Origin of the sequence: Solihabitans fulvus, from assembly GCF_008386585.1 — a bacterium.
Taxonomy (GTDB): domain Bacteria; phylum Actinomycetota; class Actinomycetes; order Mycobacteriales; family Pseudonocardiaceae; genus Solihabitans; species Solihabitans fulvus.
Genome location: NZ_VUOB01000027.1, coordinates 109,894 through 123,298 on the forward strand (window position 1 = coordinate 109,894; position 13,405 = coordinate 123,298).

The window sequence follows — 13,405 nt, forward strand, 5'->3', positions numbered from 1 at the left end:
TGACGCAGTTCACCGTGACTGCCGCCGGCTATGACACTGCGTGCCCGAACGCCGACGCAGCGTTCGGGCACGCGGTCAGGAATCTCGGACGGTCACGCGACCCGCGTGCCGTCCTGCCACACGCCCCGGATCGCCGCGCGCAGCGCCGCGCCGCCCTGCGGGATCAGCGCCTCCGCGTCGCCCTCGACGAGCACGAGGTCCGCGCGCTTGCCCGGCTCGACGGTGCCGAGCTCCTGGTCGAGGCTCATCAGCTCGGCGGCCGAGCGGGTCGCCGCGTGCAGCGCCTGCGCCGGCGTCATCCCGCACTCCACCAGCAGGGCCAGCTCGTCCAGGTTGTCGCCGTGCGGGCCGACACCGGAGTCGGTGCCCATGGCGATCCGCACGCCGGCCGCGATGGCCGCCCGCACCGACTCGGTGTGCTGCGTGATCATCGACTTCGCCTTGTCCACCATCGACGTCGGCAGCCCGTCGGCGGCCGCGATCGCCATCCTCGGCGCGACCAGCGTCGGCACCAGCCAGGTGCCGCGCTCCAGCATCAGGCCGATCGCCTCGTCGGTCAGGAAGATCCCGTGCTCGATCGACCTGATCCCGTTGCGCACCGCGGTGAGGATGCCCTCGGTGCCCTGCGCGTGCGCCATCACGTGGATGCCGGCGGCGGTCGCCTCGGCCACCATCTCGGCGACCTCGTCGTCCCGGAAGTGCGCGTGCTTCGGCTTGGACGTCGGCGACAGCACCCCGCCCGAGGTGGCCACCTTGATCACGTCGGCGCCGTCGCGGATCAGCTCGCGGACCTTGCGCCGCACCTCGGCCGGTCCGTCGACGACCGATCCCGGCCTGCCGGGGTGCGGCACGAACGTGGTGACGGTGGTGCCGCAGGGCATCCAGTCGTCGCCGTGGCCGCCGGTCTGGGACAGCATGTTGATCGCGATCTGCATGCGGGGGCCGGGCACCAGGCCGCGCCGCACCGCCTCGGCGATGCCGAGGTCGGCGCCGCCGGCGTCGCGCACGGTCGTGATGCCGGTGGCGAGGGTGGTGCGCAGGTTCGCGGCCGCCTCGTAGAACTGGAGCGAGAACGGGGTGCTCAGGTCGCGCAGCAGGTTGACGCCGCTGAGCACGACGTGCACGTGGCAGTCGAACATGCCGGGTAGCAGCGTGTGCCCGCTCGCGTCGATCGACTCGTCGCCGTCGAGGCCGTGCCCGACCTCGACGATCCTGCCGTCCTCGATCGCCACGTCGGCGTCGGCCGCGGCGGCTCCGGTGCCGTCAAACAGGGTCCCGCCGGTGAACACGGTGCGCGTCATACCGAAAAACTCTAGCGTCGATCAAGAACATTCGTAAGCCTTGCTAAGGGAGTTCGGGTAGCGTGCTGTCTCGTGCGCCCCGAAGACGTTGCCAAGATGCTCGTGCCAGGCACCCCGACTCTGCACGGTGACCTGCTGCTCGTCGATGTCGCGAGCCCCGACCTCACCGCCGACTCCTACCGGGGCGGCCTGCACCGCGTTCCGCTGGACGGCTCCCCGGCCGCGCCGTGGACGCACGGCGACCATGACCAGTCCGCCCAGCTCTCCCCGGACGGCCGCCTGGTCGCGTTCCTGCGCGCCAACGGCAAGGACAAGCCGCAGCTGCACGTCATGCCGACCGAGGGCGGCGAGCCGAGGAAGCTGACGGACCTGCCGCTCGGCGCTGGCGCACCGGTGTGGTCGGCCGACTCGCGCCGGATCGCCTTCACCGCGCGGATCCCCGAGGAGGGCCGGTACGGCACCCCGCTGTCCGCCGAGGACGGCGCGGAGCCGCCGACCCCGGACGCCGAGGCGCCCAGGCGCATCACCCGGCTGTCCTACCGCTCGGACGGCGTCGGCTTCCTGGCCGACCGCCAGCCTCGGCTGTTCGTCATCGACGCGCTGGCCGACCAGCCCGAGGCGCGGCAGCTCACCGACGGCGCCTTCGAGGTCGCCAGCCCGGCCTGGACGCCGGACGGCGCACACCTGGTCTTCGTGGCCGACCGCGACCTCGGCGCCACCGACACGCTGCACTCCGACCTCTACGCGGTGCCGGTCGACGGCGGCGACCCCGTGCTCGTGGTGCGTGGCAACGGCTCGGTCGCGCTGCCCGTCGTCACCGACGACACGGTCTACTTCCTCGGCGAGGAGTACACCGGCATCAACATGGTGGCCCGCAACACCGGCCTGTGGGCCGCGCCGCTGCGGCTGGACGGCACCGCCGTGCCGCGCAGGCTCACCGACGAGGAGACCGTCGACTGCGAGGGGCGGTCCGGGAACCCGGTGGTCACCGCCGACGGCGTGCTGGTCTGCGTGCGCAACCGGGGCGCGGTCGAGCTGCGCAGGGTGCCGGCGGACGCCGACCGCGCGCCGCTCGCCGACCTGCCCCGGCTGGCCGGGGAACACGCGAACGTCAAGGCGTTCGCCGTCGACGGCGGCCGGATCGCCGCCGTCGTGTCCACCCCGGACAGCCCCGGCGAGGTCGTCCTGGTCGACGGCGGCGAGCGCGTGCTGACCGAGTACTCCGCCGCGCTGCGCGAGGCCGGCGTGCGGCCGGTCCGCGAACTCACCGGCTCGGCCTCGGACGGCTACCCGGTGCACGGCTGGCTGGTGCTGCCCGAGGGCGAGGGCCCGCACCCGGTGCTGCTCGCGGTGCACGGCGGCCCGTTCATGTACCACGGCTGGGGGTTCTTCGACGAGGCCCAGGTCTACGCGTCCGCGGGCTACGCCGTCGTGCTGCCCAACCCGAGGGGATCCGCCGGATACGGCCAGTCGCACGGGCAGGCCGTGATCGGCGCGTTCGGCACGGTCGACGTCGACGACGTGCTGTCGGTGCTGGACGTCGCGCTGGCCGAACCGGAGTGCGACGCGGACCGGGTCGGCGTCATGGGCGGCTCCTACGGCGGCTTCATGACCGGCTGGCTGGCCGCCCACCACGGCGGCCGGTTCAGGGCGGCGTGGAGCGAGCGCGCGGTCAACGCGTGGGACTCCTTCACCGGCTCCTCGGACATCGGCTGGTTCTTCGCCGACGCCTACTGCGGCAAGGACCCTGACGTGCAGCGCGCGATGAGCCCGCTCACCCACGTCGACCGGATCACTATGCCGTTCGCGGTGGTGCACTCCGAGCAGGACTGGCGGTGCCCGCTGGAACAGGGCCAGCGGATGTTCGTCGCGTTGCGGCGCAACGGGGTCGACGCCGAACTGCTGATCTTCCCCGGCGAGGGCCACGAGCTGACCAGGTCGGGCAGGCCGAGGCACCGCAGGCAGCGCTTCGACGCTGTCCTGGAATGGTGGTCGCGGCATCTCGCCGAGAGCTGACCAATCACCGAGGGCTGACCAATCGGCGGGAATCCGGGCCCGGCGTTGGCGGTGCGGGCCGGCGTGCGGCACCCGCTGCGCTGTCCTGCAATGGTGGTCGCGGCATCTCGCCGAGAGCTGACCAATCGGCGGGAATCCGGGCCCGGCGTTGGCGGTGCGGGCCGGCGTGCGGCACCCTCTGCTGGATGCAGTGGATCGTGCGCCGGGGTGAGCTGGACGACGCGGCGGAGATCGCCAGGATCAACGTGGCCGCCTGGCAGGGGGCGTACCGGGGGATCGTTGCCGACGCGGTGCTCGACCGGATGCTGCCCGAGAGCCGCCTGCCGGGCTGGACGCGGTGGCTGACCCTGCCGGAGCCGCACGCGGTGTTCGTGGCGACCGACCGTGAGGAGCGGATCGGCGCGTACTGCGCGGTCAGCGGCGTCCGCGAGGACAACGACGACCACCCCGACCTGTCCACCGGCGAGCTGATCGCGATCTACGCCGACCCGGCCTTCCAGGGCACCGGCGCTGGCCACCAGGTGCACGAGGCCGGCGTGCGGCACCTGGCCGGGCAGGGGTTCCGGTACGCGGTGCTGTGGGTCTTCGAGGCCAACACGCGCTCGCGGGAGTTCTACGAGGCGCACGGCTGGCGGCACGACGGGGCCGTGCAGAGCTCCGAGCTGGCCGAGCAGGAGCTCCCGGTGGTCCGCTACGCCCGCTTCCTCAGCGCGGGCCGCACGGCGCGCTATCCCTCGGGTCAGCCGAGGAGGGTGTAGTTGAGCTCCTCGCACACGCGGGCGAGCGGCAGGTCGAGGCCGGGGTGGTCGAGCGGCAGCAGCACGTCCGGCGCGGCCGGCAGGCCGCTCGCGCCCGGCGGGTCCCACAGGCAGATCGCCGGGTCGCCGGAGTCCATCGACGACCGGTACCACAGGCCGTCCAGCTCGGGATAGGCCGCGCGGATCGCCCGCGCCCACGCCTGGGTCAGGTGCTTGGGGCCGCTGCTGATCTCCTGCGACGCGCCGACCCTGGTCGGCCACAGGCCGGCGAGGTCGAGCAGCCGCAGGGTCCGCCTCGGCCGCAGCACGACCAGGAAGGGGCGGCGGGTGGTTCTGTCCACAATGGACGTTGCCTGGAACACCTCGGCGATGCTCGTCCGCACGGACAGCCCGAAGTAGAGGACGCCGTGCTCGTGCGACGGCACCGGGATGCCGTCCGGCGTCTGCGGCTGCGGGTCGAACCTCGCGTGCGCCAGCGGGCCGGTGAACCGGAAGGTGTTCCAGCGCTGCGGGTGCAGGCCCGAGGAGGTGAACACGCGGACCAGCCTGGTCGCCCTGTGCACCGCGACAACGTCCTCGGTGCGGCGCAGGAACGCCTGTAGGACGGCCGGGGCCGGCGGCTGAGGGAGCCGTGCCATGCGGTTGGGTCGTCTCTCGTCCGGGAACGGTAGTCAGGCCGGGGTGCCGAGCGCGGCGGCGAGCGCGGCGACGCGGCGGGGGTCCCCGCCGGCCAGCAGCCAGTCGCGCGGCGTCGCGGGCCTGTCTCCGATCTGGAGGTCGTCCTGCTGCGTGGTCATGAACGCGGCGACCACGAGCGCCGGCTGGTCCTTGGGCACCGCGGCCAGCACGGTGTCCAGGCCGGGCAGCACCCCGGCGTCGGCGAACTGCCACGCGGGCAACCGCCAGCCGCCCTTGTCCTTCCAGCCGACCAGCCGGCCTGCGGCGATCCGGTGCCGGATCCTGCTGCTGTCCACGTTGAGCTGCCGCGCGGCGGCGGCGACCGTCAGCGCCGAGTCGCGCAGCACGGTGTGCATGGCGACCGTCCTGGCGCGCGCGCCCGTGTCCTCGGTGCGGTGCGCGGACAGGTCGAGGCCCACGTCGGCGAGGACGGACTGCTCCTCGACGGTGAAGTAGGCGGCCGGGTCGGGGTGCGGCGGCGTCAGCTTCTTGGCGACGTCTTCGACCAGCGACAGGAACTCCGTCGCGGTCACTCCGAGGCCGGCCTTCGCCAGCACCGTCTCCAGCGCAGGACTCATGCGCACACAGTAGCCTGATCGTGCGCAACTGTGCGCTCATGTGAGGCAATTCACCTGATTGCACAACGCGGCGCAGTTGGTCGAAAACCCTGCGTAGTCAACCATCGCTCGATGGTCGCGCGGTGTCCACACCATGCGCCGAACGGCGTAACGGCGGCCCCTGTCGCGGCGACGAAGCCGCCCGCTGACCGGCGGGAACGGGCCGATACCATCCTGCGGGGCCGCTCACCGGCGGCAACGACGACGACACGGTGGGGTGGGTCCGATCTCGGGCGGCACGGCGACGCAGGACCGGCGGAAGACTCGCGTCGTGACGGGCGCCTGGCTCGTGGTGACGCTCGCAGTCCTGGTGACGGTGCTGGTGACCGGCTACGACAACCAGCTCGACCTCCAGGTGTACCGGCTCGGCGCGCGCGCCTGGCTGTCCGGCCAGCCGCTGTACGGCCAGCTGCCGGCCACCACGCTCGGCATCTCGCTGCCGTTCACCTACCCGCCCATCGCGGCGATGCTGTTCAGCCTGTTCGCGCTGATCCCGTGGGGCGCGGCCATCGCGCTGCTCACCCTGCTCGGGCTGCTCGCCCTCGCCGGCACCTGCCTGCTCACCGCGGCCCAGCCCTACGGTCGAGGCGGCATGGCGGTCGCCGCAGGCCTGACCTTCGCGGCCGTCGCGGTGATCTTCGAGCCGCTGCGCGAGACGCTGACCTTCGGCCAGATCAACCTGCTGCTGATGGGGCTCGTCGCGGCCGACTGCCTGCTGCCGAAGACCCGCTGGCCGCGCGGGACGCTGATCGGGCTCGCCGCCGCGATCAAGCTGACCCCGGCCGTGTTCGTGCTGTTCTTCCTGCCGCGCCGCCAGTGGAAACCGGTGCTCACCGCGATCGCGTCGTTCGCCGGCTTCGGCCTGGTCGGGCTCGTGCTCGCGCCCAGCGACACCAAGGAGTACTGGTTCCACGCGCTGCTCGACCCGAGCAGGGTCGGCGGCCTCGGCTACGCCGGCAACCAGTCGCTGCGCGGGCTCGTGCACCGCCTCGGCCTCACCGGCGTCACCGAGTCCGGCACGTGGGTGCTGCTCAGCCTCGGCGCGGTGCTGCTCGCCTGGCTCGTGGTGCTGCGCGCCCGACGCGCGGGCGACAACGTGACCGCGCTGCTCGCGGTGGCCGTCGCCGGGCTGCTCGCCTCGCCGGTGTCCTGGTCGCACCACTGGGTGTGGATCGCGCCGCTCGCCCTGCCGTTGACGCTGGTCGCCTGGCGGCACCGCGCCTCGTGGCCGTTCCTCGCCGTGATGGTCGCCGTCGCGGCGTTCGTGGTCGGCCCGCACTGGCTGTTCCCCCGCGAGCACGACGTCGAGCTGCGCTGGGCCTGGTGGCAGCAGGTGGTCGGCAGCTCCTACGTGCTGCTCGGGCTGGCGTTCCTGGCCGTGCTCGCGCTGAGCCCCCGGTGCCTGGCCGGCTGGTCCTCGGTGCTGCTGCCGGCGCCGACGCCGGCCGAACCGCAGCGCGCGGCGTCGACCGACTGATCCGACGGGCCAGCGGAGGGAACGGCGGCTGCCATGATGTCCGAGGTGCGCGCGATGTCCCGGTGCCGCACGGTGTTCGCCGTCGGCCTCGCGCTGGAAATCGTCGCGGTGATCGCGGTGCTGGCCACCGACCTGCACCACGGCATCGACCTGGACGTCTACCGGCTCGGCGGGCACGCCTGGCTGACCGGGCAGCCGCTCTACGGGCAGCTGCCGCCGACGACCATCGGCGTGACCCTGCCCTTCACCTATCCGCCGCTGGCCGCCGTGCTGTTCAGCCCGCTCGCGCTGATCCCGAGGTGGCTGGCCGTCGCGCTGGTGCTGGCGGTGTCCTTCGGCGCGCTCGCGTTCACGCTGCACCTGGTGGTGCGCAGGGCGGCCGACTGGTTCCTGGGCTGGGCGCCTGCCGCGGTGGTCGCCGTCGCGCTGCCGCTGCTGACCGGCTTCGAACCCGTCCGGGAGACGCTGACCTTCGGCCAGGTCAACCTGGTGCTGATGGCGCTGGTCGCGGCGGACTGCCTGCTGCCGAGCACCCGCTGGCCGCGCGGGACGCTGATCGGCATCGCGGCGGCGATCAAGCTGACCCCGGCCGCGTTCCTGCTGTTCTTCCTGGTGCGCAAGGACTTCCGGGCCGCCGTGACCAGCGGCGTGGTGTTCCTGCTCGCGGTGGCGAGCGGATTCCTGCTCGCCGGGGCCGATTCGCTGCGCTACTGGCGGAGCACCTTCCTCGACGCGGACCGCGCTGGCAACCCGACCTTCGCCAGCAACCAGTCGCTGCGCGGCGCGCTCGTGCGCCTCGGCCTGCCCGGCGCGACCGTGCAGCTGCTCTGGGTGGTCCTCGCGGTCGCGGTCGTCGTCGTCGGCTGGGTCGCCATCCGGCGGCTGCTCGGCACCGGGCTGCCCGGGGCCGAACCGCTCGCCGTCGCCGCGAACGCCACCGTGGCGCTGCTGGTCTCGCCGGTCTCGTGGTCGCACCACTGGGTGTGGGCCACGCCGTGCCTGGTGCTGCTGTTCGGGCTCGCCGTGCGTACTCGCGACCGTGGCCTCGCCATCGCCTGCCTGCTCGCCTCGGCGGTGTTCGCGATCGGGCCGCAGTGGCTGGTGCCCAACAGGTACTACGTGGAACTGCGCTGGAACCTCGGGCAGCACCTCGTCGGCGACCTGTACGTGCTGACCGGGCTGGCCTTCCTGGTGGCCTGCTGCGTGCTGCCGGCGCGGCTGCTCAGGCCACCGGGTCGGCCAGCGGGTCGACCGTCCCCAGCTGGGCGTTGAGCTGCCGCAGCCGCAGGCCGAACAGCACCAGCGCCACGCCCCACAGGATCGCGAAGATGGCGATGGTGACCACCAGCACCAGCGCGCCCTTGCCGGGACTCACCAACAGCAGCACGCCGAGCACCAGGGACAGCACGCCGCTGACCGCCAGGAACCAGTTGTTGGCCAACACGTTGCGCAGCCGCACGGCGGAGATCAGCTGCAACACGCCGCCGAGCACCGCCCAGACCGCGATGAACACCAGCAGCGCCACCGCCGTCAAGCCGGGCCAGGCCAGCGCGAGGACGCCGACCACTACGCCGAGCAGGCCGAACAGCGCGAACAGCCAACGTTCCGAGGCCGGCGAGCGCCGGTCGGCCACCGCGACGGTCACCGCGCCGACGCCGTCGAACAACGCGTACATGCCCCAGAGGATCACCAGGGCGAGCAGCGTGATGCCGGGCCAGACCAGCGAGAGCACGCCGAACAGGGCCGCGAGCACGCCGCGCAGAACGAACAGCCACCAACGCCGAGCCAACAGTTCGAGCATGGTGCGCGACCTCCGATCGCTCGTCCCCTCCTGCGCATGATCGCGGCCCCGGGCCGGACCGGCAATTCGCCGATCCAGCCCGGGGCCGGATTACCCTCGTGCGGGTGAATTAACTAGCTGTTGCAGACCCCGTTGTCGGTCCACACGTTCTGGCTGTTGCTGCCAGGAGTGTCGCCCTGGGTCCACCACTTGGCCGTCCACTTGTGACCGTTGTAGGACACGACCGCGCCGCCGCTGTAGGCCATCGTCGCGTTCCACGCCGCCGCCGTGCAGGAGCCAGGGGGCGCCGTCGTGGTCGTGCCGCCCGAGCAGGCGCCGTTGTCGGTCCAGACCGCCGCGCTGCCAGGGGTCTCGCCCTGGGTCCACCACTTCGCGGTGTACTGGTGGCCGTTGTAGGACACCACGGCGCCGCCGCTGTAGGCCGTCCCCGCGTTCCACGCCGCCGCCGAACACGTGCCGGGAGGCGGCGTCGTGGTGGTCGTCGTCGGCGAGGTCGTGGTGGTGGTCGTCGTGGTCGTGGTCGTGGTGGTCGGCGGGCCGCCACAGCTGCTCGGCGCGCCGCCGCTGATGTCGTTGACGGCCTCGTTGAACAGGGTCGCCCCCGGGTCGAGGTCGTACAGCGAGAACATCATGAAGCCGGCGAGACCGTTGCAGTGCACGTAGTCCGCGCGGTCCTTGATCGACTGCTTGGACGAGCCGCCGTAGAAGCTGGTGCCGTCGTAGAACCACGCGGACTTGGTGGTCGGGTCGTAGAAGGTGTCCGAGGGGTTGTCCACGACACCGGACAGCTCCTTGTACATCCCGATGCCCGGCACGTTGCCGCTGAGCGGATGCGGAGCCGACGGGCCGGTGGCCGACTGGTAGAGCCCGTGGTTGGGGCCGGCCGGCACGCCGGTCCAACCCCGGTAGTAGAACGGGATGCCGACCGTGAGCTTGTTGGCAGGGAAACCGCCCTTGATGCCGTAGGCGGCGTCACCCTTGGTGTAGGCCTTGATGATGTCGTCGGTGTTGTACTTCTCGGTGCCCGGCGGGATCGCCGTGCTCGGGTCGCCCGGCGACGGGTAGAGCGGGTCCTGGAAGTTCGTCGGCCCGGTCGCGTCCCACGCGCCGTGCATGTCGTAGGTCATGGCGTTGGCGAAGTCGAGGTAGTTGCCGATCTTGTCGGTCTCGATCTTCGCGACCTTGTCCTGACCGCCGGGGGTCGCGGCGGACAGCGCGTAGTGCTTGCCGCCCAACGCGTCCAGCTCACTGCGGAACTCGGCGAGCAGCGCGGTGAAGTTCTGGGTGTCGTTCGCGCTGTAGTGATTGCCGACGTGCCCGGTGCTGGTGCCCGGGTACTCCCAGTCGATGTCGAAGCCGTCGAAGATGTTCGCCGCGGTGCCGGGGCCGCCGTAGCCGCCCTGGGACGGGATGTTGCCCTTGATGAACATGTCGATGCAGGAGCTGACGAACTTCTTGCGCGACGCGTCGCTTGCCGCCGCGTCCGAGAAGTACTTCGAGTACGTCCAGCCGCCGAGCGAGAGCAGCACCTTCAGGTTCGGGTGCTTCTTCTTCAACTGCTGCAACTGGTGGAAGTTGCCGACGATCGGCATGCCGTACGCGTCGGCCGTGCCGTCCACGCTGATGTCCGAGCCGTAGCTCTTCTGGTAGTCGGCGAACGAGTCCTCCGCGCCGTCACCGGCGTTCGGGTCGGTCTCGCCACCGGGGTCCGGCGTGGTGGCCTTCGTCGTCTCGAAACACGTCAGGTTGGTCGGGTCGATGTTCTCGAAGTCGTAGATCATGTAGTCGAGCTTGTCCGCGACACCGGTCTGATCGACGTTCTTGAGGTAGTAGGCGTTCTGGTAGATCGCCCACTGGTCGTAGTAGGCGATCTTCACGCCACCGCTAGAGGTCTGCGGAGTGGCTGCCTGCGCCTGAGCGGATGGGGCGTGCGGGTTGGCCAGCGCGACGCCGACCCCGAAGGGCAGGACCGCCAGGGCGGCCGCGGCGAGCGCAAGGCGTTTCTTGAGGTGCACTGCGTTTCCTCCAGCGACTGTGCAGGGATCAGAGGAGGGACGGCCCCGTTGCGGGGACCGGTGATGCCGCTGGCCGACCGGGATCAGCAGGTTCCGTTGTCGGTCCAGACGTTCTGGGAGTTGCTGCCTGGCGTGTCGCCCTGGGTCCACCACTTGGCGGTCCACTTGTGGCCGTTGTAGGAGACGACGGCCCCGCCGCTGTACGCGGTGGCGGAGTTCCAGGCGGCGACGGTGCAGGTGCCGCCGCCGGGGGGAGCGGTCGTGGTCGTCGGGCCGCCGGCGCAGGTTCCGTTGTCGGTCCAGACGTTCTGGCTGTTGCTGCCAGGGGTGTCGCCCTGGGTCCACCACTTCGCGGTCCACTGGTGCCCGTTGTAGGACACCACCGCGCCGCCGGAGTAGGCGGTGGCGGAGTTCCAGGCAGCGGCGGTGCAGCTGCCACCACCGGGCGGCGTGGTCGTCGTGGTGGTCGGCGGGGTCGTGGTCGGCGGCGTCGCGCCGGCGAACTTCGCGTCGAACTTGGTGAAGTCCCAGGGGTTCTGCGAGATGTTGCTGCAAATGCCGTTGTCGGTGGTCGAGCCGCACGGCCGGTCGCGGTTGACGGCCCAGAAGGTGTAGCGGGACAGGCCGTGGCCGGTCACGTAGTCGAGCACCGTCTGGAAGTCCGCCTGGGAGAACATCTCGCCGGTGTCGGACTTGCCGTTCATCATCGAGATGCCCTCGTGGGCGTAGGCGGTCTGGCTGTCCCAGCCGAAGGTGTTCACCAGCAGGGTGTGGAACGCCTCCAGCGCGGCGGTCTGGCTGCCGCCGCCGTTGAACCCGCCGTCGAACGGCATGATCGAGTAGTTGTTCGGGACGAACCCGAGGCCCTTGGCCGTGTTCAGCACGTTCTGGCCGAAGTACCCGGTGCCCGAGGTGGTTCCCGCGGTGGTGATCGACACGTACAGGCCGGGGTTGTTCTTCTGGAGGAGCTGCGCCGCGCCGACCTCGTTGTTGATCGCCGAGGTGTTCTCGTACTCCGGCTCCTCCAGGTCGAAGTCGACCGCCTTGAGCGAGTACTTGTCGATCACCTGTTGGTAGGCGGCCGCGGTCGCCGACGCAGTGCCGCAGGTCTGGCCGAGCTTGGTGCCGCCGTAGCCGCCGATGGAGATCGACACGTCGCCGCCAGCCGAGCGCACGGTGTTGATGACGTTGCCCACCGCGGTGTCCGAGGACACTGCGGCGGTGCCGCCCCACGTCGGCGTGCAGCCGCCGCCGTTGGGGGCGAGGACGAAGGCGAGTTCGAATGCTTTCTCGCCGGTCGCCGCCATCACCTGGGGCAGGTCCGGCGGATTGTTCTCCAGCGGCATGACGTACGGAGCCGAGCCGTACCAGTTGCTGCCGAGCGCCGCGCTGGTCGCTCCCGCGTAGGGCACGGCGGCGTCGTGTCCGGTCGCGCCGCTGACCCCGGTGGCGATCACCGTCGCCGCAGCCGCGACCAACGCGGCTCCGACGGCGTAACCGATCTTCCCTGACCGCTGCACGCTGTCCTCCTCGACGAAGACTGGGGCGTGTCGTGTTGCTCGCGCCCCGTGTGACGAAAGTGCGATCGCGGAGGACGACCCGCTGGTGGCGGCTCCGCAGGGACCGGGTCCTGCCAGAACTGTGGACTAGACCACATGTGGTGTCAAGACTTTGGACTAGACCAATGAACCCGGTGCGGCCCTGCTGAGAGCGGTCGGCGGGGGCGCTGCGGGGCGCGGCGGCGGCCACGCTGCGGAGTCACGCCAGGTGGGCGGCCGAACGCGCGGCGCGGAGTCGAGCGTGCGCGCCGCGCGGCGTGGCCGGCCCCGGAAAGTTCCTGGGTGCGTTCCGCCGGTCGGCCGAGAACCGGCCGGCAGCCGGACGGCGCGCCGGCCGCGTCGCCGCCGAGACGCGATCGGCAGGCGGCACAACGAATGCCAACCCGCCACTCCGCGCCTACTGGAGGGCGTGGGCGACGGCAAGCCCCGACGCTGCTAGCGCCGGGGTGTGGGAGTCACTCGAACGTGATCTTGCATGGGTTCGCACACGTGTTCGATGCTGGTGGTGTGCAGCTTCGCTTCAACTATCGCGTGTGCCCGACACCCGCCCAGCAGCAGTCGCTGGCGCGGGCGTTCGGGTGTGCCCGGGTGGTGTTCAACGACGGGCTGCGCGCACGGCAGCGGGCACGCGAGAACGGCGAGAAGTACCTCTCGGACGGTGACTTGTCCAAGCTGGTCATCACTGCGGCCAAGGGCACGCCCGAGCGTGCCTGGCTGGGTGAGGTGTCCGCAGTCGTGCTGCAACAGGCCCTCGCGGACCTGAACACGGCGTACCGCAACTTCTTCGCCTCGGTCACCGGCAAGCGCAAGGGCCGCAAGGTCGCTCCGCCCCGGTTCCGGTCCCGCAAGGTCCACCGGCAGGCCATTCGCTTCACCCGCAACGCCCGGTTCGCGGTCCTCGACGACGGGAAGCTGCGGTTGCCGAAGGTCGGTGACCTGCGCGTGCGGTGGTCGCGGCCCCTACCGTCGGCCCCGTCGTCAGTCACGATCGTGAAGGACGCGGCGGGCCGGTACTTCGCCTCCTTCGTCGTCCAGACCGGCGAGGACGAGGGCGAGGTGCTGCCGCCGTCCGGCGCCGAGGTCGGTATCGACCTGGGGTTGACGCATTTCGCGGTGCTGTCCGAGGGCACGAAGTTCACGGCGCCGAGGTTCCTGCGCCGCGCGGCCCGCACACTCACGCGGC

General features: G+C 71.4%; 11 protein-coding genes. 5 read left to right on the forward strand and 6 right to left on the reverse strand.

The genetic code is table 11. From position 1 onward, the window contains the following. Positions 1–92: 92 nt before the first annotated feature. Entirely contained in the window at positions 93–1,301 is a 1,209-nt protein-coding gene (locus F0L68_RS16340; protein ID WP_149850436.1) for a metal-dependent hydrolase family protein, read from the reverse strand. A 72-nt stretch (positions 1,302–1,373) separates the two neighbouring features. Between F0L68_RS16340 and F0L68_RS16345 the strand changes: the two genes are divergently transcribed. Together F0L68_RS16345 and F0L68_RS16350 are read left to right on the forward strand one after the other, a co-directional pair. Further along, positions 1,374–3,317 (forward strand): S9 family peptidase, encoded by a 1,944-nt coding sequence (locus F0L68_RS16345; protein WP_149850437.1) that lies wholly within the window; start codon positions 1,374–1,376, stop codon positions 3,315–3,317. A 185-nt stretch (positions 3,318–3,502) separates the two neighbouring features. Continuing rightward, the gene (locus F0L68_RS16350) at positions 3,503–4,075 is read left to right on the forward strand and encodes a GNAT family N-acetyltransferase (RefSeq protein WP_149850438.1); all 573 of its coding nucleotides are present in this window, start codon (positions 3,503–3,505) and stop codon (positions 4,073–4,075) included. On the opposite strand, the gene F0L68_RS16355 is transcribed toward F0L68_RS16350, so the two are convergent. Further along, entirely contained in the window at positions 4,057–4,713 is a 657-nt protein-coding gene (locus F0L68_RS16355; protein WP_149850439.1) for an RES family NAD+ phosphorylase, read from the reverse strand. The two genes, F0L68_RS16350 and F0L68_RS16355, sit on opposite strands and share 19 nt — an antisense overlap. A gap of 33 nt (positions 4,714–4,746) precedes the next feature. Then, complete coding sequence (locus F0L68_RS16360; protein ID WP_149850440.1) at positions 4,747–5,331, reverse strand: DNA-binding protein; 585 nt, start codon at positions 5,329–5,331, stop codon at positions 4,747–4,749. 310 nt (positions 5,332–5,641) lie between these two features. On the opposite strand from F0L68_RS16360, the gene F0L68_RS16365 reads away from it, so the two are divergent. Beyond that, positions 5,642–6,847: a glycosyltransferase 87 family protein gene (locus F0L68_RS16365; RefSeq protein WP_149850441.1), complete on the forward strand. Its 1,206-nt coding sequence runs from the start codon at positions 5,642–5,644 to the stop codon at positions 6,845–6,847. Positions 6,848–6,901: 54 nt separating this feature from the next. After that, on the forward strand, positions 6,902–8,119 hold the full coding sequence (locus tag F0L68_RS16370) for a glycosyltransferase 87 family protein (RefSeq protein ID WP_223198839.1): 1,218 nt from the start codon (positions 6,902–6,904) through the stop codon (positions 8,117–8,119). On the opposite strand, the gene F0L68_RS16375 is transcribed toward F0L68_RS16370, so the two are convergent. The 3 genes from F0L68_RS16375 to F0L68_RS16385 all read right to left on the reverse strand — a co-directional run bounded on the left by F0L68_RS16375 (position 8,070) and on the right by F0L68_RS16385 (position 12,183). Further along, complete coding sequence (locus tag F0L68_RS16375) at positions 8,070–8,648, reverse strand: HdeD family acid-resistance protein (RefSeq protein ID WP_149850443.1); 579 nt, start codon at positions 8,646–8,648, stop codon at positions 8,070–8,072. The genes F0L68_RS16370 and F0L68_RS16375 overlap by 50 nt on opposite strands. Positions 8,649–8,761: 113 nt before the next feature. Beyond that, entirely contained in the window at positions 8,762–10,663 is a 1,902-nt protein-coding gene (locus F0L68_RS16380; protein ID WP_149850444.1) for a glycosyl hydrolase family 18 protein, read from the reverse strand. 83 nt (positions 10,664–10,746) lie between these two features. Further along, entirely contained in the window at positions 10,747–12,183 is a 1,437-nt protein-coding gene (locus F0L68_RS16385) for a chitinase (RefSeq protein ID WP_223198837.1), read from the reverse strand. A 546-nt stretch (positions 12,184–12,729) separates the two neighbouring features. On the opposite strand from F0L68_RS16385, the gene F0L68_RS16390 reads away from it, so the two are divergent. Continuing rightward, positions 12,730–13,405, forward strand: a 676-nt coding sequence (locus F0L68_RS16390; protein ID WP_149850445.1) for an RNA-guided endonuclease InsQ/TnpB family protein, incomplete at its 3' end; no start/stop codon positions are given.

Excerpts from the sequence above, each read along its gene's own strand:
- F0L68_RS16340 (WP_149850436.1), bottom strand. The coding sequence starts at position 1,301 with ATGACGCGCACCGTGTTCACCGGCGGGACCCTGTTTGACGGCACCGGA.
- F0L68_RS16350 (WP_149850438.1), top strand. The coding sequence starts at position 3,503 with ATGCAGTGGATCGTGCGCCGGGGTGAGCTGGACGACGCGGCGGAGATC.
- F0L68_RS16355 (WP_149850439.1), bottom strand. The coding sequence starts at position 4,713 with ATGGCACGGCTCCCTCAGCCGCCGGCCCCGGCCGTCCTACAGGCGTTC.
- F0L68_RS16360 (WP_149850440.1), bottom strand. The coding sequence starts at position 5,331 with ATGAGTCCTGCGCTGGAGACGGTGCTGGCGAAGGCCGGCCTCGGAGTG.
- F0L68_RS16370 (WP_223198839.1), top strand. The coding sequence starts at position 6,902 with ATGTCCCGGTGCCGCACGGTGTTCGCCGTCGGCCTCGCGCTGGAAATC.
- F0L68_RS16375 (WP_149850443.1), bottom strand. The coding sequence starts at position 8,648 with ATGCTCGAACTGTTGGCTCGGCGTTGGTGGCTGTTCGTTCTGCGCGGC.